This is a genomic window from Anaerocolumna sp. AGMB13020, assembly GCF_033100115.1.
Lineage (GTDB): Bacteria > Bacillota > Clostridia > Lachnospirales > Lachnospiraceae > Anaerocolumna.
Window position 1 is genome coordinate 353,234 of record NZ_CP136910.1, and the last position, 25,379, is coordinate 378,612.

General features: G+C 39.8%; 21 protein-coding genes and 1 other annotated feature. Of the genes, 2 read left to right on the forward strand and 19 right to left on the reverse strand.

What is annotated here, in order from left to right; all coding sequences use genetic code 11:
• Window positions 1-18: 18 nt before the first annotated feature.
• From holA to R2R35_RS01525, 4 genes are all read right to left on the reverse strand, one after another.
• Window positions 19-1,110, reverse strand: a complete 1,092-nt coding sequence (gene holA / locus R2R35_RS01510) for a DNA polymerase III subunit delta (RefSeq protein ID WP_317732734.1) — start codon at window positions 1,108-1,110, stop codon at window positions 19-21.
• 103 nt (window positions 1,111-1,213) lie between these two features.
• The gene (locus tag R2R35_RS01515) at window positions 1,214-3,337 is read right to left on the reverse strand and encodes an ABC transporter ATP-binding protein (RefSeq protein WP_317732735.1); all 2,124 of its coding nucleotides are present in this window, start codon (window positions 3,335-3,337) and stop codon (window positions 1,214-1,216) included.
• A gap of 93 nt (window positions 3,338-3,430) precedes the next feature.
• Window positions 3,431-5,197 (reverse strand): ABC transporter ATP-binding protein, encoded by a 1,767-nt coding sequence (locus R2R35_RS01520; RefSeq protein ID WP_317732736.1) that lies wholly within the window; start codon window positions 5,195-5,197, stop codon window positions 3,431-3,433.
• A gap of 229 nt (window positions 5,198-5,426) precedes the next feature.
• Window positions 5,427-6,002, reverse strand: a complete 576-nt coding sequence (locus R2R35_RS01525) for a xanthine phosphoribosyltransferase (RefSeq protein WP_317732737.1) — start codon at window positions 6,000-6,002, stop codon at window positions 5,427-5,429.
• Between the two features lie 414 nt (window positions 6,003-6,416).
• Between R2R35_RS01525 and R2R35_RS01530 the strand changes: the two genes are divergently transcribed.
• Window positions 6,417-8,087, forward strand: coding sequence for a flavin monoamine oxidase family protein (locus R2R35_RS01530; RefSeq protein ID WP_317732738.1), 1,671 nt, complete (start codon window positions 6,417-6,419; stop codon window positions 8,085-8,087).
• A gap of 95 nt (window positions 8,088-8,182) precedes the next feature.
• Complete coding sequence (locus R2R35_RS01535) at window positions 8,183-8,347, forward strand: hypothetical protein (protein WP_317732739.1); 165 nt, start codon at window positions 8,183-8,185, stop codon at window positions 8,345-8,347.
• A gap of 6 nt (window positions 8,348-8,353) precedes the next feature.
• On the opposite strand, the gene R2R35_RS01540 is transcribed toward R2R35_RS01535, so the two are convergent.
• The 15 genes from R2R35_RS01540 to R2R35_RS01610 all read right to left on the reverse strand — a co-directional run bounded on the left by R2R35_RS01540 (window position 8,354) and on the right by R2R35_RS01610 (window position 25,372).
• Window positions 8,354-9,433, reverse strand: coding sequence for an ABC transporter substrate-binding protein (locus R2R35_RS01540; RefSeq protein WP_317732740.1), 1,080 nt, complete (start codon window positions 9,431-9,433; stop codon window positions 8,354-8,356).
• Window positions 9,434-9,642: 209 nt separating this feature from the next.
• Window positions 9,643-10,656, reverse strand: a complete 1,014-nt coding sequence (locus R2R35_RS01545) for an ABC transporter permease (RefSeq protein ID WP_317732741.1) — start codon at window positions 10,654-10,656, stop codon at window positions 9,643-9,645.
• 3 nt (window positions 10,657-10,659) lie between these two features.
• On the reverse strand, window positions 10,660-12,165 hold the full coding sequence (locus R2R35_RS01550) for a sugar ABC transporter ATP-binding protein (protein WP_317732742.1): 1,506 nt from the start codon (window positions 12,163-12,165) through the stop codon (window positions 10,660-10,662).
• Between the two features lie 270 nt (window positions 12,166-12,435).
• The gene (locus R2R35_RS01555; protein ID WP_317732743.1) at window positions 12,436-13,437 is read right to left on the reverse strand and encodes a substrate-binding domain-containing protein; all 1,002 of its coding nucleotides are present in this window, start codon (window positions 13,435-13,437) and stop codon (window positions 12,436-12,438) included.
• Window positions 13,412-15,250 (reverse strand): sensor histidine kinase, encoded by a 1,839-nt coding sequence (locus tag R2R35_RS01560; RefSeq protein WP_317732744.1) that lies wholly within the window; start codon window positions 15,248-15,250, stop codon window positions 13,412-13,414. The genes R2R35_RS01555 and R2R35_RS01560 overlap by 26 nt, the downstream gene beginning before the upstream one ends.
• Complete coding sequence (locus R2R35_RS01565; RefSeq protein ID WP_317732745.1) at window positions 15,243-16,874, reverse strand: response regulator; 1,632 nt, start codon at window positions 16,872-16,874, stop codon at window positions 15,243-15,245. Before R2R35_RS01565 ends, R2R35_RS01560 begins: the two co-directional genes overlap by 8 nt.
• A 457-nt stretch (window positions 16,875-17,331) precedes the next feature.
• Window positions 17,332-18,108 (reverse strand): tryptophan synthase subunit alpha, encoded by a 777-nt coding sequence (gene trpA / locus R2R35_RS01570; protein ID WP_317732746.1) that lies wholly within the window; start codon window positions 18,106-18,108, stop codon window positions 17,332-17,334.
• Entirely contained in the window at window positions 18,101-19,285 is a 1,185-nt protein-coding gene (trpB, locus tag R2R35_RS01575) for a tryptophan synthase subunit beta (RefSeq protein WP_317732747.1), read from the reverse strand. The genes trpA and trpB overlap by 8 nt, the downstream gene beginning before the upstream one ends.
• A gap of 147 nt (window positions 19,286-19,432) precedes the next feature.
• The gene (locus R2R35_RS01580) at window positions 19,433-20,074 is read right to left on the reverse strand and encodes a phosphoribosylanthranilate isomerase (RefSeq protein WP_317732748.1); all 642 of its coding nucleotides are present in this window, start codon (window positions 20,072-20,074) and stop codon (window positions 19,433-19,435) included.
• Window positions 20,071-20,856, reverse strand: coding sequence for an indole-3-glycerol phosphate synthase TrpC (gene trpC / locus R2R35_RS01585; protein WP_317732749.1), 786 nt, complete (start codon window positions 20,854-20,856; stop codon window positions 20,071-20,073). The genes R2R35_RS01580 and trpC overlap by 4 nt, the downstream gene beginning before the upstream one ends.
• 18 nt (window positions 20,857-20,874) lie before the next feature.
• On the reverse strand, window positions 20,875-21,882 hold the full coding sequence (gene trpD / locus R2R35_RS01590) for an anthranilate phosphoribosyltransferase (RefSeq protein WP_317732750.1): 1,008 nt from the start codon (window positions 21,880-21,882) through the stop codon (window positions 20,875-20,877).
• A gap of 207 nt (window positions 21,883-22,089) precedes the next feature.
• Window positions 22,090-22,722 carry an anthranilate synthase component II gene (locus R2R35_RS01595; RefSeq protein WP_317732751.1) on the reverse strand — a complete coding sequence of 211 codons (633 nt, stop codon included), beginning with the start codon at window positions 22,720-22,722 and terminating at the stop codon, window positions 22,090-22,092.
• The gene (trpE, locus tag R2R35_RS01600) at window positions 22,719-24,176 is read right to left on the reverse strand and encodes an anthranilate synthase component I (RefSeq protein ID WP_317732752.1); all 1,458 of its coding nucleotides are present in this window, start codon (window positions 24,174-24,176) and stop codon (window positions 22,719-22,721) included. The genes R2R35_RS01595 and trpE overlap by 4 nt, the downstream gene beginning before the upstream one ends.
• Window positions 24,177-24,321: 145 nt before the next feature.
• Window positions 24,322-24,572, reverse strand: a binding site (T-box leader).
• Window positions 24,573-24,662: 90 nt separating this feature from the next.
• Window positions 24,663-25,031 (reverse strand): MmcQ/YjbR family DNA-binding protein, encoded by a 369-nt coding sequence (locus R2R35_RS01605; protein ID WP_317732753.1) that lies wholly within the window; start codon window positions 25,029-25,031, stop codon window positions 24,663-24,665.
• Window positions 25,028-25,372, reverse strand: a complete 345-nt coding sequence (locus R2R35_RS01610; RefSeq protein WP_317732754.1) for a hypothetical protein — start codon at window positions 25,370-25,372, stop codon at window positions 25,028-25,030. The genes R2R35_RS01605 and R2R35_RS01610 overlap by 4 nt, the downstream gene beginning before the upstream one ends.
• Between the last annotated feature and the right edge of the window lie 7 nt (window positions 25,373-25,379).

Below are 25,379 nucleotides of genomic sequence, written 5' to 3' on the forward strand. Positions count from 1 at the left end.
TTTTACTAATTTTTGCAACTATGCAGCACTGAATTTGACAATAATCAACTCGACTGCTATGGTATCCTGCATTCTTCCGGTTTTCACCTGTTCTTCTGTATCGATACAGGAGGTTAAAGCTTCTTTCAGGGTCTTCTCCGTATAATTACGGCATTGGTTAACATATTTCGTGATTGTAAACGGCATTAATCCTGTTTTTTCAGCAATTCTGTTATTCTGAAAACCCAGAGCCAATAAGCTCTTAACCTGCAATAATATATTGAACTGCCTGGATATCAGATACATGATGGACATTGGTTTTTCTTTTAGTGCCAACAGATCATAATAAAGCTCCAGCGCCTGTTTCTGCTTCTTATTACCAATTGCCTCAACCATCTGAAAAATCTTTCCGGATATTTGTGTGGTACATACCTCTTCGATATCCTGAACTGTTATAACCTCTCTCTCACCAGAATAACAGACAAGCTTTTCTATCTCATTGCTGATGTTATCCATATCTGTACCCGTCTTACTTAGAAGATATAAAATGCTCTCTTCCGTAATCTTCTTTTGATCCTGTTTAAGCAAAGAAGCAATCCACAGCTTTAAATTGGCTTCATCCATAGCATTCATTTCAGAAATGGTTCCGTTATCTTTTATCGCCTTATACAACCGATTTCTTTTGTCAATCTCTGCTTCTATAAATATGATGTGTGTGGTTTCAGGTATCTGTTTTATATAATCTGCCAAATCATTCTGGCTTTTGAATAGACCACTGTTCTCAATAATTATCAGACGTTTGTCACTGAAAAAAGGAAGTGTCTCTGCTGCCTCCTTCACTTTCACCGTATCTACTCCTTTTCCTTCAAAATAAGAGTAGTTCATATCATCCTCACCAGGTAATATTGCTGTTTTCAACTTCTCCTTATAGAGACGTTTGAGATAATTCTCTGTGCCGTATAAGAGATAAACCGGTTTAAATTGTGAAAGTCTGATATGTTCTTTAATATTCTTCATATTACACCTATGCTTTTCGCGATCCCATTCAAGCACTACCCATGTAGAAAGAAATGACTGCCTGATAAATAATAATTTTAGTAGTTTGCTGACACCTGACAATCCATCTGTCATAAAACCACTTCTTTTTTTGGTTACTGACAACCTAGTATATTTTACTAAGAATTGCCGTTAAAGGCAAGAACTATTTTATTGTTTGGAATAAATATTATCTTTTTTATACAAACTGGGACGAATACATCTGATAATAATAGCCTCTGGTCTCCATTAATTCACTGTGGTTTCCCTGCTCTACCACATTTCCATCATTTACAACTAATATCAGATCAGCATTTTTTATCGTGGACAGTCTATGTGCAATGACAAAACAGGTTTTATCTTCCATAAGTCTCCGCATGGCTGCCTGTATCTGAATCTCCGTCCTGGTATCCACATTTGAAGTAGCTTCATCCAGAATTAATATCTTGGAATCCATCAGCATAGCTCTGGCAATGGTTAGGAGCTGTTTCTGCCCTTTTGACATATTTATCCCATCTTCGTCCAGTATTGTATTATACCCTGCCGGAAGTTTCTTGATATAGGAGTGTATTTTAGCTGCTTTGGCTGCCTCTATTACTTCGTCCCTCGTCGCATTTTCTTTCCCATAAGCTATGTTCTCAAATATAGTACCATGGAATACCCAGGTATCCTGCAATACCATGGAATAAGCTTTACGCAGACTCTGTCTGGATACTTCTTTGATATTTTGACCGTCTATGGTTATATCACCGCTGTTAATATCATAAAACCGCATTAAAAGATTTATAATTGTTGTTTTTCCTGCACCGGTAGGTCCAACAATAGCAATGAGATTACCTTCCTTGGCTTCCATATTCAGGCTCTTTAATATAATCTTGTCTTTTATATAACCAAAGGTAACATCTTTTAGGATAACTTTACCTTTCTCAACATTCAGTTCACTTGCACCTAATCTGTCTGCTTTCTCTGATTCTTCGTCAAGAATCTTAAAGACTCTTTCTGCTGCCGCTGCTGCAGATTGAAGTTCACTGACTATATTGGCAGCTTCGTTTATAGGTCCGGAGAATTTCCTTGAATATAGAATGAAGGAGGATATGCTTCCAAGACTTAAATGTCCCAGTAAAAATAGCACTGCTCCAAAAACCGTTACAAGCGATAAGGATAAGTTATTTATAAAATTTACAGTAGGACCAACTATGCTACTGTAGTAGTCCGCATTAAAATATGCCTCTACCGCTTCCTCATTGATGTGGTCAAATTTATTCTGTACAACTTTTTCTCTGGCATAGGCTCTTATTGTTTTCTGCCCGGATACCATTTCTTCTACAAAACCGTTCAGGTTTCCAAGTTTCTCTGAACGGGTGCTGTATAGAGGACGAACTTTTCCAGACATGAAACGGGTATACCATATGGATAACGGAATAGTCACTAACATAACAAGTACCATAACCGGTGATATCAGAATCATCATGATAAGAGAGCCAATTACAGTTATTACACTGGCCATTATTTGTACTACATCTGTAGAGAGTGATGTACTAATGACGTCTATGTCATAGGATATACGGCTGATAATATCTCCTGCCTGTTTGGTATCATAATAATTAACCGGAAGTTCTGTCAGCTTGGCAAACACATCATCTCTCATTCTTTTCGTAACCCTTTGGCTGATACGCAACATAAGAATACTTAAAAGATAAGAAAAAAACGCTGAGATAACATAGAGCAGCATCATTAAACTACCGTAGTAGAAAACCTTTTCAAAGATAACATTTCCTTTTCCGGGTTCAATTGCATCAATGGCATAACCGGAAAGCATAGGTCCGATAAGTGCCAGTATATTTCCGGTAACAGTAAGAAGCAATGCCAGTATAATTCGACGCTTTTCCTGTATCAGGTATTTGCTGAGTCGCTTTACTACTTTCTTGGTATCTCTTGGTTTTGTCTTACTTTCCTGCTCTTTTCCATTTTGTTTATAAGATTTTTCTGTATCGTTTTCTGACCTGATTTTATTCTTAGCATCAGATTCACCAAATTCTGGTATTTTATTCACTTTATCTTCCGCTTCCGAATTACTTTCTGCTTCAGGCTTTCCTTCTACTTCCAGCTTTCCTTCTGCTTCAGGCTTTCCTTCTGCTTCCAGCTTTCCTTCTACTTCAGGCTTACTTTCTACTTCCAGCTTTCCTTCTACTTCAGGCTTTCTTTCTACTTCCAGCTTTCCTTCTGCTTCCAGCTTCCCGCTTATTTCTGGGTTCTCGTTCTTCCAATTCAGGTTCTTTCTTGAACTGGGAAAATCGTCCTCTTTCTTTTTGTTCTCAGACATATTTCCTCGCATTCCGCTGCAGCTTATTGCAGCTTAAACTATGAAAGAAGCTTAAAATACTCCCAGACTTGTAAAGCTCTGGAAGATTTGGCATCATTCTCCCATTTGTGACTGATATATCTCATTGTATACAGAGCAATTAAGCAGAAGTTCTTCATGTTTTCCATAGCCGATCATTCTGCCTTCTTCCATAACAATTATATGATCCATATTCATAATGGAACTGATTCTCTGGGCTATCATAATAGTTGTGGTGTTCTGATAGTTATCTCGCAGCGCAGTTCTAAGTGCCGCATCGGTTTTATAGTCTAAGGCACTGGAGGAATCATCAAACACCAGAATTTCCGGCCTGGCAGCAAGTGCTCTTGCAAGGAGCAGTCTTTGCTTCTGCCCGCCGCTCAGGTTAGCACCTTTTACTGCTGCTTCGTAATCAAAACCACACTTTTCTCCGTTCACCAGATGATCAATAAATTCCAATGCCTGCGCATCTTCTGCAGCTTCCTTTAATCTGTCAGCGGATAAACCACGATTAAAGTCAATGTTTCCACCAATGGTGTCAGCAAATATCATATCATTTTGAAATACCACACCAAATTTACTTCTCAATTCCTGCAGGGAATAGCTTTTAACATTTTTACCCTTTATATAAATACCACCTTTATCGGTATCATAAAAGCGTAGCAATAAGTTGATCAAGGTTGTTTTACCGGAACCAGTCGCTCCAATAATACCCAGTGATTCACCTGTTTTAATACCGAAATCAATGTTTTCTACATTGATAGAATCGTCATCTTCTGCCTCTTCCTCTCTTCTCTGAGGATAGGTAAAGGTAACTCCCCTGAAAGAAACGTGTATATTTTCAATTTCTGAAGTCCCATATACTTCTTTTTCTGTCAGCGCTTCCTGAGGTTTTAGTTCTTCTTTTGCATTTAAAACTTCAAAGATTCTGTCAGCAGAAGCATTTGCCTTTGATATACCAACAAAAATTCTGGTAATCATTAGCATGGCATTTAAAATCATTGTAAAGTAGGACAGAAAAGCTACAATCTTACCAACCTCTGAGGCCCCGCTGTTTACCCGATAAGCACCTGCAATTATAACGAGGGTCAATCCACCATTCAGCAGCAGATTCATTATGGGATTAATCACTGCCATCGTTGCTCCAGCCTTAAATTCATTGGCAGCTACTTCATCATTTGCCCTGTGAAATCTTTCTTTTTCATATACTGATTTTGAGAGTGCTTTGATAACACGTATTCCATTAACATTCTCTCTTACCACCCGCACCATTTTATCCGCTGAACTCTGGCTTTTGGAATAGAGAGGAATTCCCTTTTTGGAAACCACATAAACACAATAGGCCAGTAAAGGTAGAATTCCTACAAGTATCAGCGTAAGTACCGGTTCCAGCGTAAAGGTCAGAATCATACCTCCCACAAGGATAATTGGCGCTCTGACACCTAGTCTTTGCATCATGCCTACCATTTGATGAATATTATAAGTATCTGAGGTCATTCTGGATACCAGAGACGGAATTGATAAATAATCCACCTGTGAGCCGGATAGCTGCTGTATTTTAAGAAATAAATCATGTCTTAGCTTCTTTACGGTATCTCCGGCAACTCTGGACGCCATACGATTTGCTGTTATATTAAACTGTCTGGCACCTACCGACAGGAGAAGCATTAAGACACCCCATAGCAGAATATATTTTACTTCTTTTAAAGGAATAACCTCATCAATAATATAGGCCAGTACCCAGGGAAGTCCCAAATCCATAAAAGTACCTGCAACCTTTATGATAAATCCCATTAGCATTCGCAAGCCATATGGTCTTAAATATGTAATGATATGTTTCATACTAACCCCCTTTCGTAACCAGGTTAACCACCCTTTAAACCTTTGCAGGTTCAAGTTAATAGTGGATTGTTTTCTTTTTATCGTACAAATACCTATGTATACCGAAAGTGAGCTTTCGGTATAGCTGTAATAAAAAGGTGAAACATCTGCCACTATTTGCTCTGATACCAGAAAGGCGCACAAAAAATCCGCCCCTTTTCAAAGCGGATTATATGTATCCTTTAAGTAATTAACGAAATTCTATTGTACCTCTCTCTGCATCCATACTTTCTATGATAGCTAAAGATTCAAGTCGTACACCCATGTTTCGAATCATATCTCCACCATTTTGAAAGCCCTTCTCAATCACTATTCCAATGCCTTCTACCGTTGCTCCAGCACTGCGTACAATATCTATTAATCCAGCAAGTGCACATCCGTTAGCCAGGAAATCATCAATGATGAGAACTCTGTCTTCGGGACATAAGAATTTTTTGGAAACAATAACATCGTAGGTTTTCTTGTGAGTGAAAGATTCGATTTTTGTTGAATATACATCACCATCGATGTTTATGCTCTGGGCCTTCTTTGCAAATACTACAGGTGCGTTGAAATATTGTGCGGTTATACAGGCAATACCGATACCGGAGGCCTCTATGGTAAGTATTTTATTTATAGAACATTCTGAAAAGATTTGCTTGAACTCTTTTCCGATTTCATTGAATAGCTCAATATCCATCTGATGATTCAAAAAATTATCCACTTTAAGTACATTTCCGCTCTTTACGTTGCCGTCTGCTATAATTCTGTCCTGTAATAATTTCATTTTCTTTTGCCTCTCTATTTCATCCCGTGTTTTTTTGCTCTTGAAAGCGCTTATAATAATTATACAGGATTGTAAAAGGGATTACAATTATTTTTCAGGTATTTTATATTTTTTTTACACCTTTTCTATAGCAGTAATAATTTACACTTATAAATCCATTCATGATAATATCCTGTTTTTACAGTATTTCAACGAAGGTCTCTTTAATAAATAATCGCTGGAATTTCCTGTTCGTCCATGTATTTCGGTACTTCTTGCTTCGGGCCATTCTATCACAATATCTTTGCCGAAATCAGGAAGTTAAATAAATAACCTCTATTTTATGAGCTTACCAGTCATAACAGAACGTATTTCCAGAATAATTCCATAACTTAGACAATACATTTAAGTAACATAATTCATACAGGTGTAAAAATGACAAACATTCATACATTTATGAATCCTACCGACACCCAGAGGTATCAGATGTTATCAAATTCACTGGAAGGTGCCGGAAGATCCGAAGATTTGTTCAATATAATTGAACTTCTGAATCCACCGCCTGACATTCATACGTACATAAAACCAGGTGGGTTAAAGAAAGTCAGGATAGGTATAATTGGTGCAGGACTTGCCGGTTTGGCAGCGGCCTTTGAACTTCGTAAGACCGGAGCAGACATAACGGTTTTTGAAGCAAATGAGGAACGTATAGGCGGCAGAGTATATACCTATTATTTTGACAGAAGCAGAAACTATTATGGAGAGTTCGGCGCCATGAGAATACCAATTTCTCATGGTACTACCTGGCATTATATTAACCTCTTTCATTTAATGACGGTACCCTCGTCCCAGGGAATACCAAATAATTTCATTTATGTTCACAATACCAGAACCCGCAAGGACCCCCAGGGGGCAAATATCATGGAGTATCTCTATCCTTTGTATAATCTTACACCTGCTGAAAGAATCACTCCCTGGAATCAGTTGAATGAATACGCGTTTTCCAGTCTTTTAAAACAACTCTCTCCCGATACCAGAAAAGAGCTACTTCAGATATTACCGAACTATTCACCTCAGATTCTTCCCTTTATCAATCAAAGTGTCCGGCAGATACTTGAGGCGCTTGGCTTAAGTCAGGACGCAATAACCCTTCTTGCCAGTGTAAATTCACTAACAGGTGACACTCTTGCGGCAAACTATTTCGAAAACCTTAACGAAGAATATTCCATGGATTATATCAATGTCTACCGTATCTCAGGAGGAATGGAAAAGCTTCCTTATGCTTTTTACAACTCTTTAACGAATCTTGCTCCAGATGAATATACAATTGAAAAAAAATATCTTGGAAACTGCCAGATTAATATGGGATATTATGTTAACGGAATATACCAGCTGGAAAAAAATAAGGTTCTACTGAAATACAATACTCTAAGTTTAAGGAATCAGACCGAAGAGTTTGATTATGTAATCTGTGCCATCCCTTTTTCTCTGCTACGAACCTTTGATATAAATCCCTTCTTTTCCAATCAGAAAATGCAGGCTATCAGAGAATTGAACTATTATAACTCCTTAAAAGCCTCTTTCCTAAGCAAAAGACGTTTTTGGGAAGAAGATACTGACTATGGACGAATGAACGGAGGGTTTTCTGCTACCGATCTTCCAATCAGCACTATCTTTTACCCTACAGACCATCTTGCCTGTTTGGAGGAATCTGTCTGTATGCCAAACGAGCCCGGAGTATTTACCGCTTCCTATAACATTGGACTGGATGCGGTTCGAATTGGTGCTTTCCCGGAAGGGCAGCGTTTTTCCTATATAAAAAGGAATGTAGAAGAAGTTCATGGACTCCCGGAAGGATATTTGAACAGAATAATTACGGGACACAAAACGGTTAACTGGAATGAAGAACCTTTTGCCAAAGGCGCTTTTGCTACCGATCTCCCAGGGCAACTGCTGAATTTCGGCTATGACATGCTGTTACCGGAATACAACAGCCATGTGTTCTTTGCGGGTGAACACACCTCTTCCAAACACGGCTGGATGCAGGGGGCACTCTATAGCGGAATGTTTGCCGCAAACTGTCTGGCTTATAATTTTTATCTATAAAGCTATAAACTCCCACCCGTTATCATGTGATCTATTGCTGTAACAAACAAATGCTTTTCTTAATATATTGTAAGAAACCAATATCAAGGTCTGGGATGTTACAGGCAAAACAATCGGAGGCACTCTGCCCTATCGGTGCTTATCCCCCCAGCAAATTAAATGAATCCACCAATGAGATTGGTCAGACATACAATCTGCTTGAAATACAGCAGATTGTATATACGAACAAAAAACATAGAGGACCAAAGCCCTCTATGTAATCCTTGTTATTCATACAGACAAGGTGCAATTTCTGCACTGTCCATGTTAACAGCATTATACCACTGGCATCCGGTATCCACATCCTCCACCTTCTCACCTTTGGCTGCTGCTACTGCAAGTTTCACAGCATTGTAACCGATGGATACCGGATCCTGTGTAACGGAACCATAAAACACACCAGATTTTACCGCATCCAGCTGTAAGGCACCGGAGTCAAAGCCAACGGCTATCACTTTATCAGCTCCCAGCTTGTTCATGCCTTCATTTGCATTTATGATACATTTCGCTGCAAATTCATTAGAACCATAGATTCCGATTAAATCTTCTTTATTAAGAAGTGTAAGGGCTTCCGTCTTACCGGCGTTGTCTGTAACTTCAGTCGGTATTCTAATTTCAATTACAACCTTTGCTCCTTCCACTTTACGACTGTATTTGTCATGCCCTTCCACAGAGGATTTGTCTTCACCAATAAGGGCAGACATTTTTTCGGCAAAACCTGCGGTTCTCTGGGTTATTGACTCAGAATTGGCTTCCTGTGCTACTACACCGATGCGTACTGTTTCAGACGGGTCTGTCACTTTATCCATAATAGCTTCGTACATTTTTTCGGCAGCAAGCTCACCTGCTTTATAGTTATCCGTTGCAGCATTGGCAGCTACTGCTCCTTCCGGAGCGCCTGGAACACCGGAATCAAATCCGATGATAGGTATCTTCTTGGATTGTGCATTTGCAATAGAATCAATTGCTGCGCTTGTATCAAGTGCTGCAAGACATATTGCGCTGGGATTTTTGTTGATGGCATTGTTAAGCTGTTCAACCTGTGCTGCTATAGCACCTTCTCCTTCTGGACCTACAAAGTTTGTTGTAACACCAAATTCTGTGGCTGCTTTTTCCGTTCCTTTTAATACTGCCTGCCAGAAATCATGCTGGAAACCCTTTGCTACAATTTCTACCGTCATTTTTCCGCCAGAAGCTTCTGTTCCGCCGTTGGTCTGGGAAGCGTTCTCTTTGCTGCATCCTGTTAATAAGGTACCCATTAGAAACACTGCTGCAATCCCCATTGCTGCTACTCTTTTTAAGTACATAAAATATCCTCCTTCTATGTGGCTATTTATTATTAGCTCCTGGTCAGTATGCTCCTAAAAACTGTTGCCCAGGAGGTAAGTAATCATGATACTTCTTTATCCTTGCTACTGCTCTTCAATACTTTAATGTTCAAGTTAAGTCATCGTTTCTGTACGATAGTTTTAGCCTGCTATTCAAACGTCAGAAACGGATTATAGTTTGAATAACACTATCTGGTCTTTTTCTTAATTCGGTTGCGAACATCTGCATACACAGCTATGATTAATACGATACCGGTAATAAACAGCTGATAGTGAGGCTGTAATCCGATAAAAGGAAGTCCGACTTTGAGCACGCTCATAATAAATACGCCGATTAAGGTTCCTGCAACAGAACCAACACCACCTGCCAGTGAGGTTCCCCCAATAACAACACCTGCAATGGCATCCAACTCAAATCCATTACCTGTTCCCGGCTGTACAGTTGAATAAATCGCCACATAAGATACCGCAGCAATTCCTGCAAACGTACCGCTGATTACATAAGCTATGGTCTCCCACTTCATGATGTTTACACCGGATAATCTGGTAGCTTCTTTGTTACTGCCCAGAGCCAGTATGTATCTGCCGGTTTTGGTTTTCGTAAGTATTACAGCCATAATTACAGCTGCTCCTATGAGAAGCAGAAAACCAGAGGGAAATCCAGTTTCAAGGCCTCCTACGGGCCCTGTACGGAATAAGGATTTATACCAGCCGTCCTCATTGGTTCTTAGGGGAAAGGTAATACTCTTCGTTCCAGTTATTATTGAACCGAGACCTCTGGTTACCATCATGGTACCAAGGGTCGCAATAAAGGCTGGCAGCTTTAACACAGATACCATCAGTCCGTTAATCAGTCCGAAAGCTGCTCCGATTAATACGATAGCAATCAGGGCCAAAGGAAGCGGAAGCCCAAGCTCATAAAGAACCCCTCCCATTAAGGCTGAACATACCATTACTGTACCAATGGACAGATCAATACCTCCTGTTATAATGACAAAGGTAACACCAATTGCCAGAAAACCTATATAATAAGAAGAATCAAAGATACTGATCAATGTATTGGAACTACGAAAGGGCTGGCTGAAAATAGCGAAAAAGATATAGATTACGATTAAAGCCAGTACTGCAATTAATTTTTGTGTTCCTATATGTTTAATAAGAGACTTAAAGGAATTGATTTCGTTTTTCTCTGTTGGTTTCATGGTTTAATTAATCCTTTCTTTTCTTAAAGTTGCAGCATGCATAATTTTCTCCTGGCTGGCATCTTCTATCATGAATTCTCCGGCTATTCTTCCCTCACACATAACCAGTATTCGATCGCTCATGCGAAGAATTTCAGGTAGTTCCGAGGAGATCATTATAATGGATTTCCCCTGATTTACAAGATTGTTCATCAGTGCATAGATTTCGCTTTTGGCTCCTACATCAATTCCTCTGGTCGGTTCATCAAAGATAAGTATCTCACTGTCTTTTAAAAGCCATTTGGCGATTACTACCTTTTGCTGGTTTCCGCCTGAAAGGTTAACTACCAGCTGTTCTACAGAAGGTGTTTTCGTCTTTAGCATTTCTACATACTTCTGCGCATCCTTTCGGATTCTTCTGTCATGAATAAACTGACCGGAACAGTATTTCTCCAGTGCTGCCATAACAGAATTGTCTGCAACCGTCTTTTCTACAATAATTCCATATCGTTTACGGTCTTCTGATAAATATCCGATTCCAGCTTTTACAGCATCACAGGGATTTTTAATCGTAACTTTCTGATCTTTTATATAGATTTCGCCGCTGTCTATGGGGTCTGCACCAAATAAAGCCCTTGCAGTTTCTGTCCTTCCGGAACCCATAAGACCAGCAATCCCAAGTATTTCACCTTTTCTCAATGAAAAGCTTACATTCTGAACCATTTTACCTGCGTTTAAGTTCTTTACTTTAAGCACCACCGGTGCATCCTTTGCTACATTGCTGGTTTCTTTGGGGTCTTCATAGATAACCCTGCCTACCATCCGGCTTATGATATCATCTTTCGTACACTTTTCTGAAATCAGGGTGTCCACATACTCACCATCCCGCATAATGGTTACCCGGTCGGTTATTTGCTTTATTTCATCCATCCGATGTGAAATATATACTATTCCAAGTCCTTTTGCCCTTAATTCCCTGATAATCTTAAAGAGTTCTGTAATCTCCGTATCCGTCAGGGCTGCTGTAGGTTCATCAAAGACAATGACTTTGGACTCTGCAGAAATAGCTTTCGCTATCTCTACCATCTGCTGTTTTCCTACGGTCAGATTTCCCATAGTCTCCTTGGGATTAATGGAGATATTTAACTTATCAAAAAGCATCTGCGCCTGTCTGTTATTTTCTTTATCATCAATAAATCTGCCTTTTGTATTTTCTTTGCCTATGAACAGGTTCTGAGAAACAGTAAGATGATTCATCATATTAAGCTCCTGATGAACAATTACAATACCCGCATCCTGTGCTTCTTTCGGATTCTTAAACTCTATCTCCCTGCCCTCGAACCTGACAATCCCGGCATCCTTTGCGTGGATTCCTGTCAGAATCTTCATCAAGGTTGATTTTCCGGCTCCATTCTCACCCATAAGTGCATGAACCTCTCCTGCCCGTACTTCAAGGTTCGCTCCTCTTAAAGCGCTGACTCCGGAAAAGGCTTTATCGATTCTTTCCATGGAAATTAATACGTTCTCCATACATTCACCTTCCAATATGCTTTCTGTGCTTGTGTTTTTGCTTCTGTAAACACATTATAGTGTCTTTGCGGGAACAATTTAATAGAGAATTCTATAGAAAAAGGTTAAAATCTTACTTTCCTAAGATTTTAACCTTTTTCTAATATTTGATATGAACTTATTTTGATCAGGAACCAAACGAACGAATTACGAGTACAGGCTGTCCCTTGTCTTAAAGCTTGATATCCTGTGTCCTTTAATACATGAAAGGAAGCAAACTAACTTTATGAATTAATCAAACGGAAATAAAAGCTTTTGATTTAAGCTGGTATACATATTATCTTTTGTGATTAAGGTGGAGCCGGAATCTATAACCCTTTCTGTCCTTTCTCCTTTTATTAGTTTAATCGCACTTTCCACACCAAGGTATCCCATATTAAAGGATTTCTGAATTACAATCGCTTCGTATATCCCTTCCTCCAGATATTTTATCTGTTCCGTGGCATTATCAAAGCCAATAACTTTAATACAATTCTCCAGTCCCATTTCTTTAATAGCTGCCCCGGCTCCTACTGATGCATACTGATTCAAACCGGCTATTACAGATATATCTGGATGTTTCTTGACCATTTCCTTTGTTAGTTCCTTGGCCTTTTCTGTATCCGAATCGCAATAAGTTATCTCTGCGATCTTATCTTTGTCATCTGTAAGTCCCATTCTTATGCCATTTTCCCGGTCAATCGCTGTGGAGGTTCCTTTAACATGGCTGATAATGCCTATTTCCTTACCATCTTTTAACAGCCTTTTCATAAGGGCTCCCATACGGATTCCAGCCTTATAGTTATCCGTCGCTATCACTGCATCGGCAAAATCACCTTGAACCGTCGAGTCTATGAGCACAAGCTTGATATTGTTAGAGACTACGGCTTTTGCTGCCTCAACCGTCTTGATATAATCGGCCGCAGCCAGAACAATGGCTCCGGGTTTCCGATTAATCGCTTCTTCAATTAATTGGTTCTGCTTGCTGTAATCATCTTCCTTCTCAGCTCCCCAGATAACTATCTGCGCGTTGTATTCCATTGCAGCTAAGTTAGCACCCTCCATAACAGACTGCCAAAACCCATTGTCCTCGTCAAGACTCTTAACAATACAGATAATTTCTATGGGCTTTTCTTGGTGCAGCATAATTTTAGAGAGAAACATTCCGGTACACAGAAACAGTATCGTCAAAGCAATTATCTGTGGGTATTGAAAGAACTTTTTCTTTTTAGTCGTTATTTGATAACTCTTCATCCGGTACACCTCCCTCCACTTTCGGCAGATAGATGCTTACGGTAGTTCCGATACCGGGAGTACTTTCATACTGTAAGCCGTATTGCTCCCCATAGTAAAGCTTCAATCTGCGGTTAACATTCTCAACGGCTACTCCATTGCTTTTACCGGACTTATCCTTTTTATCGAAAATATGTTTCAGGGTATCCTCCTCCATGCCGATTCCATTATCAATGACCTGTAAAAGGATACCCTCCTTGGTTTCTTCTCCGCGTATTATTACTGTTCCTTTTGTTTCCCTGTATTTAATACCATGATAAATGGCATTCTCCACCAGGGGCTGAAGAATTAATTTTACCATACGGCAGGAGTATATTAGCGGATTAACCGAAATTTCAAAGGATAGTTGATCTCTGTAACGCATTTTCTGGATGATAAGATAACTTCTGGCATAATCTACTTCATTTTCTATGGTAACAAATTCCACTTCATTGCTGATACTCTGCCGCAGCAGCTTCGCAAGGGTTGCCGTCATTATTACCACTTCTTTGTTATTTCCGCCTTCACCCATCCATACAATAGAATCCAGGGTATTATAAAGGAAATGAGGATTAATCTGTGCCTGTAAGGCTCTGAGCTCCAGCTTATACTTTTCCTTCTGGCTTCTGCTCTTATCCTCCATAAGGTTCTGAAGCTCATCGGTCATGGCATAGAAGGACTTATGAAGCATTCCAATCTCTCCTTCCCCCCAATCCTTCCGAGGTATCTTGTCGAAATTACCTTTTTCTACTTGCTTCATGGAATTTCTTAAATCCGTGATCGGTCGTGTCAGCTTATTCGAGAAAAGTACAGCTATTATAAGAGCTCCCAATAGCAGCATCAGAGCACTTTCCAGATAAATACTCTGGGTGGATTGCCTGCCAGGAAACAGTTCATTAATATTTGCCACTCCCACTACAGTCCAGCCAGTCTTTTCAGAAGTAGACATGGTATAGAGCTTTTCTTCACCGTCTACCGTTGTTATGAAATGATCCTTTTTGCAGGTAAGGATTTCTCCGATCTTTTCTTTTCTAAGCCCCGTATATATAAGCTGCTGCTTCGGATGATAGATAATTTCTCCCTGACTGTCGATAAGAAAGATATACCCTTTGTTGCCCATTTTGATATTCTGGCAGAGCTTTGTAATAGAACTATAATTTAAATCTACCAGCAGTGCACCGAGTATCTTTCCAGTTTCTTTGGTCCGAATCGCTTTACTTAAAGTTACAACCCATTTGTAATCATCAGAAATAAGGTTCTGAACATGGGAGGAGGATAACACACGTCTGCCATTACCTTCTATGGCCTTCTTATACCAGGTCATTTCCTTGATGTCCACATTACGGTTTAGCATTTGGGTACCATGATTTACTGCAAATTTATCATTTTCACCATAGACAACAATGTTATAGATATCTTCCCTCATACTAAGAATCGTTTCAAATTGTGACAGCATCCTTAAATATAATTCTGTATCCTTTTCACTATAGGGTTCTGTGGAAAGATACTCTCTCACATCCATATTCGTTACCAGCAGGGTCGAGATATTCTCCATATAACTGATATAAGCATCGATATCTGCATTCACCTGTCCAATTACTTGTTTCGTATATTCTGTGGAGTTCTCAATAACTGCTTTTCTGGTAACCCTCAAAGAAATTCCCAGAAATAAAAACACCGCGCACAGTATCAGCAAGGAAAATAAGAATATCATATTCATCCGGATACTCTTAAAGGGCTGCAGCAATCTGCCAAACCTTTTTCCTGGAAAAGCTTCTGTGTCGGGCTTAAACATGTACTCTCCCTTCCTTTCGTGCGAACTCCTTCGGTGTCATTCCGGTAATCTTTTTAAAGGTAATGGCAAAGTAATGGGGGTCCGCATAACCTGCCTTCTCTGCAATTTCATATACCTTGAGGGTTGTATTGGAAAGAAGCTCCATGGCAGCTTTCATTCTCCGCTTGGTTAAGGCTTCGATAAATGTTTCACCGGTGTACCTTTTAAAAATAGTGCTGAAATAACTCATGCTGATGGCAAGATCACTGCACATGGACTGCAGGGTTAAGTCCTCCTTCATATAATGTTCTTCAATATATTCTACTGCAATAATTGCCTGCTTCTTACTGAAACTATCCCTTTGCTCGGCTAAGACCTCTCCGATATAATAACAATACTCACAAAGAAGCTTCTCCACTTCCTCAAGGGTTTTCATGGTATATAAAAGCCTTAACAGATTATTCTGCCGTTCAGTAATTTCTTCGTCAGTAAGATTTAAACTATCCACCAGATTATTCAAAGCCACCATAATGTTCTGCACACAGATATAAATCCTAGCAGAAGACAAAACCAACTTTCGCAATCTGGATACAATTCCTTTCAGACTATCAGCAATTTCAGCTTTACTGTTCAGCTTAACTGCCAGCGTAAGTTTTCTGATATCATCACTGATTTCAATATTTCTGACCTTGTCCATTTCAACAAAATCTTTGATAAAAAGTACTCTGTCCTGCCCGTATAGAAATCGATATTCCAATGCATTCAACGCTCCTTCGTAGGATTTATGTACCCTATAAAGAAGATTGACGGGACTACCGATTCCCAATGTAACCCCTAACCCAAAATACTCCTTCATCATCTTTTTACTTGCTTCGTAGATGTTTTGCAGCTTCTCTAATAAAAAAGCTTCTGAAGCACCTGACAAAAGGAGGGTCGTATTATTCTGCAAATCCTGAAATACCAGTAGCTTATCGTCAGCAGAAGTCATCTCTTCCAGAATATTAAAAAGAACAAACTCCGGCAGATCTCCGGCAGCTTCCGGCATTGACGCAAGAAAATCCTCCGTATGTTCTGCCACCATAAGGGCAGTAATATAACATTCACCGCTGATATCCCGCTGCAACTCCTTCAGCTTCTCATGAAGCTTTTCTTCCGGCTGTTGTTTATGCAATCCCTTGACTAATTGATTTAAATACCTGGAACGTAATATTGGAAGATTCTTCTGATAAGAATCCGTAAGCTTGTGAAGACTCTCTTTCTTCTTTCTCTCTTCACTGATTGTTTCTTTTACACTTATAAGAATCTCATTTAGCTCGGCTACCGTAACAGGTTTAAGTACATATTCTACTACCTGGTATTTTACTGCCGTCTTGGCATATTCAAATTCATTATATCCGCTTAATATAATCGTCCTGGTATCCGTATGATTTTCATAGATATATCTGGCAAGCTCCAATCCATCTACAAAAGGCATACAGATATCCGTTATTACTAATTCAACATTATGTATGGAAAGGAATTCCATTGCTTCCTTGCCATTCTTACAGGTTCCCGCCAAATGATAACCAAGCTCTTCCCATTTCATGTTGGTACTTATGGCGTCTCGCACCAAAGCCTCATCATCTACCAGTAATACTTCAAACATTATAAACCTCCAAAATCCATCCCCGTTGTGATATCTCTACTACCAGTCTCCTTTATTACCTTATAACACTTTTAGGCATTCTTCAATAAAAAAGTAGAGAATTCCATACAAATTACAAATTTTTATGTTCAAAACGTTGCCTTTTTTTGTTTTTCATCCTTATTTTTTATAATATTTGCCATGTACTTCTACTCAAGAACAGAATTTTAAAGGCTTTATTGCCTATAACCTTTTTTACAGCATAATATTCAGATTTAAGCTCCTTATTCAGAATTGAGCTCCTTAACTTTCATGCTGTCCAACCATCTTTATTTTCTGAGTGGCAGTAAAAAAACGGAGGGATTCATTCTCCCTCCGTTTTTTACTCTACTGACATTATACTTTAATAATCAGATTAACCAATCAATCTTTTATGTTCAAAAAAATTACTTCTTTCTGTAACCGTAATATCATGTATTTAAACTTCCATCACTGCTTTTTTCATCGCGGTAACATAATCAGCTACTGGTTTTATACTATCCTTACCATAATGAGAAATGATTTTTACTATTGCGCTGCCAACAATTGCTCCATCTGAAACAGCTGCAAATTCCTTTGCCTGCTCAGGTGTTGAGATTCCAAAACCTACTGCACATGGAGTCTTTGTTACCTCCCGTACCATGGAAATCATGGAGCTGATATCCGTCTTGATTTCTGACCTGACACCAGTTACCCCCATTGAAGAAACACAGTAAATAAAACCTTTTGCCTGTTCTGCTATCATTCGGATTCGTTCATTAGAGGTAGGCGCAATCAGGGATATCAGATCTACCCCGTATTTTAAACAATCCACTTCCAGTTCTTCCTTTTCTTCAAAGGGAAGGTCTGGAACAATGATTCCATCTATGCCGCATTCCACACACCTTTTAAAGAATCTCTCCTTACCGTAGGTATAAATTGGATTGATATAAGTGAGATATACCAGTGGTACGCTTACCTTTCCTCTTACTCCTTTTACCATATCAAAGAGCTTATCCGTAGTACAGCCTGCTGTTAATGCTCTTTCATTTGCTTCCTGGATAACCGCGCCTTCCGCTATTGGATCAGAGAAAGGAATACCAATCTCTATAAGGTCTGCTCCTGCTGCTTCCATTGTAACAATTAATTTTTCTGTTGTTTCCAGATCAGGATCTCCCCCTGTTACAAAACTGATAAATGCTTTTCCCTGCTTAAATGCATTCTGAATTCTACTCATGAATATTTACCCCCCTGTATCTTGCAATTGCAGCCACATCCTTATCACCACGTCCTGATATATTGATTACTATTATTTTCTCCTTATCCATTTCAGGTGCCAACTTCCTTGCATAAGCTACCGCATGTGCACTTTCAATTGCAGGAATAATTCCTTCTGTCCGTGACAGATATTCAAAAGCTTTTACCGCTTCTTCATCCGTAATGGGTACATAGGAGGCTCTTCCTGTCTTGTAAAGCATGGCATGTTCCGGACCGATTCCCGGATAATCAAGACCTGCGGAAATGGAGTAAACAGGTGCTATCTGTCCGTCTTCGTCCTGACAGAAAATGGACTTCATACCGTGGAAAATTCCTTCCGTACCGTTTGCGATGGTCGCAGCATTTTTAGGATTATCGACACCAAGACCGGCTGCCTCACATCCAATCAACTGTACCTCCGTATCTTCTATAAACTCATAAAAGGCACCCATAGCGTTGCTGCCGCCGCCAACACAGGCGATTACCGCATCCGGAAGCCTGCCCTCCTTTTCCTTCAGCTGGCTCTTAATCTCTTTGCCTATAATTTTTTGAAAATCTCTTACTATTGTAGGAAAGGGATGGGGACCCATTACTGAACCAAGAACATACAGCGTGTCGTCTACTCTTCTGGTCCATTCCCTCATGGTTTCATTCACTGCATCCTTTAAGGTCTGGGTACCGCTGGTAACAGGATGAACCCTTGCTCCTAAGAGTTCCATTCGGTATACATTTAATACCTGTCTGTCCGTATCTTCCTTTCCCATAAAGATATCACATTCAAGTCCCATAAGAGCTGCAGCTGTTGCTGTTGCCACACCATGCTGCCCGGCTCCTGTTTCTGCAATAACTCTGGTTTTACCCATTTTCTTTGCAAGAAGCACCTGTCCTAATACATTGTTGATCTTATGAGAACCGGTATGGTTCAGATCTTCTCTTTTCAGATATATCTTTGCACCACCCAGATCTTCGGTCATCTTTTCTGCATAATATAACCTTGACGGCCTTCCTGCATATTCGCGGTATAACGTCTCCAGCTCAGATACATAAACCGGATCATTTTTATAATATTCATAGGCTTTATCCACCTCTGCTACTGCATTCATAAGAGTTTCCGGAACATATTGACCTCCAAACTCACCAAACCTGCCTTTTTTCATTGTTCTACCCTGATACGCCTTTGATTTTTTTTAAAATCGAAGGTGTACCTGCCGCTTTTAAAGCTGTACGCTAAAATACGGTATCCTTTCTATTATATTTAATTTCACAATACAAAGCTGGTATAAAAGTGTATGCCAGCTGTCCTGTTATCTTATTTCTTGATTCGTTTTGTCTGCTGTTCTTACCGCATGAATAAATTCCATAACCTTTTTTTCATCCTTAAAACCTTCTGTTTCCACTCCGCTGCTGATATCCACACAGTAGGGATGCAGCATTTCGATAGCCTTGGTTACATTACAGCTATTCAATCCACCAGCCAGATAAAATCTACCGAAATCCTTCGGCACCAGCTTCCAGTCAAAGGTTTTTCCAATGCCTCCATAATGTTCAGCAGCATAAGTATCAAGAAGGAAATAATCTGCCGGTAATTTTCGTCCTTTATCAAGATCCGCTTCCTTGGTTGCTCTAAGTGCCTTTATAATTGGGACTGCTTCCTTGGTGATACTCCGCAAAGCATCCATGTAATTTCTGTCCTCATCTCCATGAAGCTGAATACTATTGATGATCCTGACTTTAACCAAAGCAGCAATTTCTTCAATAGGAGCATTGACAAATACCCCAACAGAATGAATTCTCTCATCCAGCTGACTTTTCAGCTTTTGTGCTTCTTCTCTTGAGACTTTCCTTTTACTGTCAGCAAATACAAACCCGATATAGTCCGGTAGATATTTATTTACTATCCGAATGTCTTCCTCTCTTCTCAAGCCACATATCTTAACCTTAGTCATAAGATATCTCCTCTAAGCTCAGCCAGGGCAGCTTTTTTATCATTGCTTTTCATAAAAGTCTCGCCAATAAGAACCCCATTCACACCAGCTTCCTTTAAAACCCTGATATCATCAGGGGTCTTGATTCCGCTTTCTGCAACAAAAAGAATATTTTCAGGCACTAGTTTTCTAAGTCTTTCACTGGTTCTGATATCAACCTCAAAGGTTTTTAAGTCTCTGTTGTTCACACCAATAATACCAGCTCTCGCCTTCACCGCCCGAAAGACCTCTTCTTCATCGTGAGCTTCTACCAGCGCCGACAGTCCCAGTTCATGGCTTAAGTTCAGATATTCTTCCAGTTCTTTCTGGCTTAAAATGGCACATATCAACAGGACTGCATCTGCACCCAGTGTTTTTGCCTGATACAGCTGGTAGGCATCCACAATAAAGTCTTTTCTTAAAAGGGGTATGGATACTTCTTCTCTTATTTCAGTTAAGTAAGCATCGCTGCCCAGAAAAAAATCCGGTTCCGTTAATACCGATATACAGCCTGCACCGGCTTTTTCATATTCCTTCGCAATACTTACATAGGGAAACTCCTCTGCTATGACACCTTTGGAAGGGGAGGCTTTTTTCACCTCACAAATAAAGGTTATCCCCTCTGTTCTTAGTGCGGCCTCAAATGGAAAACCAGTATCTGTTGACAGCATGCGTGCCTTCTTTTGCATCGCTTCAAAAGAGACTCTTTCCATATCTTTTTCCACCCTTATTCTCGTTGCTGCTACAATGTTGTCCAGAATCATTTTCCTGTCACCTCTATCCTAATTGTTTGAGAGTCTTATAAATTCCTCCAGCTGGCTCATAGCCCTTCCGCTGTCGATGGTATCTTCCGCTATCTTTACTGCTTCCTTAAAGCTGATATTATCCTTAACAATATATATACAAGCAGCAGTATTTAAGATTACTGCATCTCGTTTGGGCCCCTTTTCACCTGCCAGAATTGCCTTTGCTATTTCAGCGTTTTCTGTCGGACCGCCGCCTACCAGGTCCTCTTTTTTACATTTGCTTAATCCGAATTGTTCTGGTTCCAATACAAAGGTGGTAAGCTTTCCATCCCTGATTTCACAGCAATAGGTAGGTGCACTTAAGGATATCTCATCAATTCCATCTCTGCCATGTACCACCATAGCCCTTTTCACACCGAGCTTATTTAATACCTGCGCAAGAGGCTCTACCAGTTTCTCATCAAATACACCAAGAAGCTGCATATTCGCTCCTGCCGGATTGGAAAGCGGTCCAAGGATATTAAAGATTGTGCGTATTCCCAGTTCCCTTCTGACAGGTGCCACATATTTCATGGCAGTATGATAGGTCTGAGCAAACATAAAACAGATTCCGATCTCTGAGAGTATTTCTGCACTTTTTGCCGGACTTATCATAATGTTGACCCCCAGGGCTTCCAAAACATCCGCCGCACCGCATTTACTTGAGACACTGCGGTTTCCGTGTTTTGCAACCGGTATTCCTGCCGCTGATACTACAAGTGCAGAAGTGGTGGAGATATTAAAGGTAAAGGCTTCATCGCCCCCGGTTCCTACAATCTCCAATACGTCCATATTGTGAAGGAGCCGTACACAGTGTTTTCTCATCCCGGCTGCACTTGCGGTAATTTCTTCAATGGTTTCCCCTTTCATACGAAGAGCCGTCAGATAAGCTCCAATGTGAATATCCGATGCTTCGCCGCTCATGATTTCATCCATTACGCTCTCCGCAGTTTCATAGGGCAGGTCTTCCTTACAGGTTAACTTATAGATTGCTTCTTTAATCATCCTTTCTCCTCCTTAATCGTCTGTTCCTATTTCTAATAGATTTATGGTTAACATATGTTTCAGCAGCTTTATGAAAGTAACTTTTTTACAACAGATTTTCAATCTCATGCAGTAGCCTTTTGTTCCTGTGCGTCCTTGCATAAACTTAACTTTTCTTCATCCCAGTGTTTTCACTAATATTTGCGTAACCCTCAACAACTCAGGGTTTCATAATACATTCAGAAAATTTTCCATCATTATTCTTCCCATCGGTGTCAAAACTGATTCCGGGTGAAACTGAACTCCATAGATTTGATAATACCGGTGTTTTACTGCCATAATCTCTCCATCAGCCGCATATGCAATTACTTGCAGTTCCTCTGGCAAAGTAGCCTGCTCAGCAGCCAGAGAATGATACCGTCCCACAAACACCTCCTCATCCAGTCCTTGGAATAAGTCACTTTTTGTATCAAGCTTAACCTTACTCTGTTTGCCATGCATCAGGGTTTCCGCATAAGTTATGGTACCGCCAAAGGCTTCACAGATGCCCTGATGCCCTAAACATACCCCGAGAATTGGATAAATTCCTTTCAAAACTCTGACTGCTTCTTCACAGATTCCTGCATCTATGGGTCTTCCGGGACCGGGAGATAATATGATGTGGCTTGGATGGAGTTCCTTTATATCCTCTATGGTCAGCTCATCATTACGCACTACTTTAATTTCTTCTGGTTCTTGACCCGCTCCTTTGACCGGGGTTTTCATTTGGTTTAATTGAACCGCTCTTTTCTTTAGAATATCTCCAATTAATTGAACCAGATTATAAGAAAAACTGTCGTAATTATCAATCAGCAGTATCATAAGTCCTGCACCTCCTCTGCTTGCTTAATGGCTTCTATTACTGCTCCTGCCTTATTAGCGCATTCTTCATATTCCAGTTCCGGTACACTGTCAGCAACCACTCCTGCTCCCGCCTGGACAAATACCCTATCACCCTTTTTCACAGCGGTACGGATAGCGATACACACATCCAGGTTGCCTGAAAAGTCAAGATAACCAATGGCCCCGCCATATACACCCCTTGCCTCAGCTTCCAGTTCATCTATAATCTCACAAGCTCTGAACTTAGGCGCACCGGACAGGGTTCCAGCCGGTAACAGCGCACTGATGGTATCGCAGCAGTCTTTCTCCTGTTTCAGGGTACCAGTCACTACGGAAGCAATATGCATAACCTTAGAAAATCTGTGTATCTGCATATAATTCTCAACCTTAACACTTCCATATTCAGCTATTCGCCCAACATCATTCCTTGCAAGATCTACTAACATATTGTGCTCGGATAATTCTTTTTCATCTGCCAGCAGTTCCTTCTCCAGTTTGTCATCCTCATCTTTTGTTTTACCCCTTGGTCTGGTCCCCGCTACCGGAAAGGTCGTAAGCTTTCCGTTCTCCAGTTTGATCATTGTTTCCGGTGAGACACCTGCTATCTGTAAATCCTCACTCTGGATAAAATACATATAAGGTGACGGATTTGTCGTACGGAGTACTCTGTAAGCATTCAGGAGACTCCCTTTATATTCCGCCTCAAACCTTCTTGATATAACTCCTTGAAAGATATCTCCTTCTCTGATATACTGCTTTGTTTTTTCAACCATTTCAAGATAACTCTCTTTTGGAGTATTACACCTGAATGGACCAATACTTTCCGGTTTTAGCTTAGAAAGTATTACTGGTGCAAATATCTTTTCTCTCATATCCTCAATATCCGCTAGGGCTTTTTCATAACCTTTTTTTCCTTCCGCACTGCGATAATTTGCAATCAGTAAAATTTTTTGCTTTAAATGATCAAAAACAATTACTTTATCAAAGAGTGATAAATCATAATCATTAAAATCACTTTTCTTTAAGTTCAGTTTCGGTTCCGCATAACCAATCATCTCATAAGAGAAATATCCGACCAATCCCCCTGTAAAAGTAGGTAGCCCTTCAATTCTTGGTGCTTTATATTCCAGAAGCAGCTTTCTAAGTGCATCAAAGGGTGTTTCATTTATATCTTCCGTAACATTTCCGCTTTTCTTCTGAACTTTATTATTCTTACAGGAAAGACGCAAAGAAGGCTTCTGCCCAAGAAAGGAATACCTTCCAAAATGTTCTCCGCCTTCCACGCTCTCTAACAGAAAATAATTATCGCCTGTCTCTGCCAGTTTTCGCAGAAGAATAATTGGTGTGATCATATCCGACAGTGTTTCCCTGCAAACAGGAATAATGCTGTATTCCTTCTCATATTGCATCAGCTCTTCATAAACAGTTTTCATAAATTCCTCCTTCATAGGTTCCTAGCATTCATAGGTTCCTGCACCGATAAGCTCGGTATCTCACAATCAGATTGCTTATTTTAACCAAATACAAACTATTTGTTTTCAGGAAAAAGGCATTAAAAAAAGTCCTCATCCCTACTCTAAAAGGGACAAAGACTATGCTCTGCGGTACCACCCAAATTGATGCTGTTGCATCCACTCTGTTTGTATACTATCATATACACCTCGTTGATAACGGCTGAGGTTCCCGTTGACGTCTACTTGCAATATCTTAATTGCTTTTGAGCCACCCTCACAAGTCCATTCAGTAATCTCTGCACTGCCGCTCTTCCACCATTAAGCGACTCTCTGTAAGGCATTTCTTTACTTACTTCTCTTGTTCATCGGTTTATTCGTTTAATTTTCTTAAGTATATGCAATCTGTATCTATTTGTCAATATAATTTTTACAAAAATAATCTGACTAAAATCAAACTGATTTACTCTATTTTTTATTTATGTTAATGGTCTTTTGTTTCTTCCCTTTTGGTTTTACCAAATCATAACTTTCCAAAATCATACGTTTAATATCTTCCTCTGGAATTATGCCATCCAGGATCAGGGAATTCCAGTGATTCTTATTCATGTGATAGGCAGGAACCACTGACGGCCAGGCATTGCGCCAAAAATCTATCCATTCCGGAGTTACTTTCACATTAACCCAGATGTGTTCCCCACGTTCATAGATGCAGGCAAACATCTTTTTATTCCCCTGACACCTCATTACTGTCCAGTTAGAATCATGAAAAGGGTAATCCTCATACACCTCTTTCAATGATTGGCAATATTTGATCACTTCTTCTCTTGTTCTCAATTATGCCTCCCGGCTTTTCTTTTAATATATTTATTTCCGATGGCAATTTCATAAATAATCATCATAACGATACCACCGAAAAAGAAAGAGAACGTCATGATCAAACCAGCACTTTTTTCACCTGTTTTTATTAATAGCACTCCAACGATAACCTGGAGAATTCCGTACCCCATTATCAATCTGCCCACTGCTTTATTATATGCTTTTAAGTCAACTATCTCTTCTTTACCGGGAGCTTTAACATTCGAATAAATACCTGCAGGTTTCTTACTCTTTTCAGCAGTAATACCCAATACAACAAACATTAATCCAAGAATCCAGCAACTAATTGAGATTATCATTTGGTAC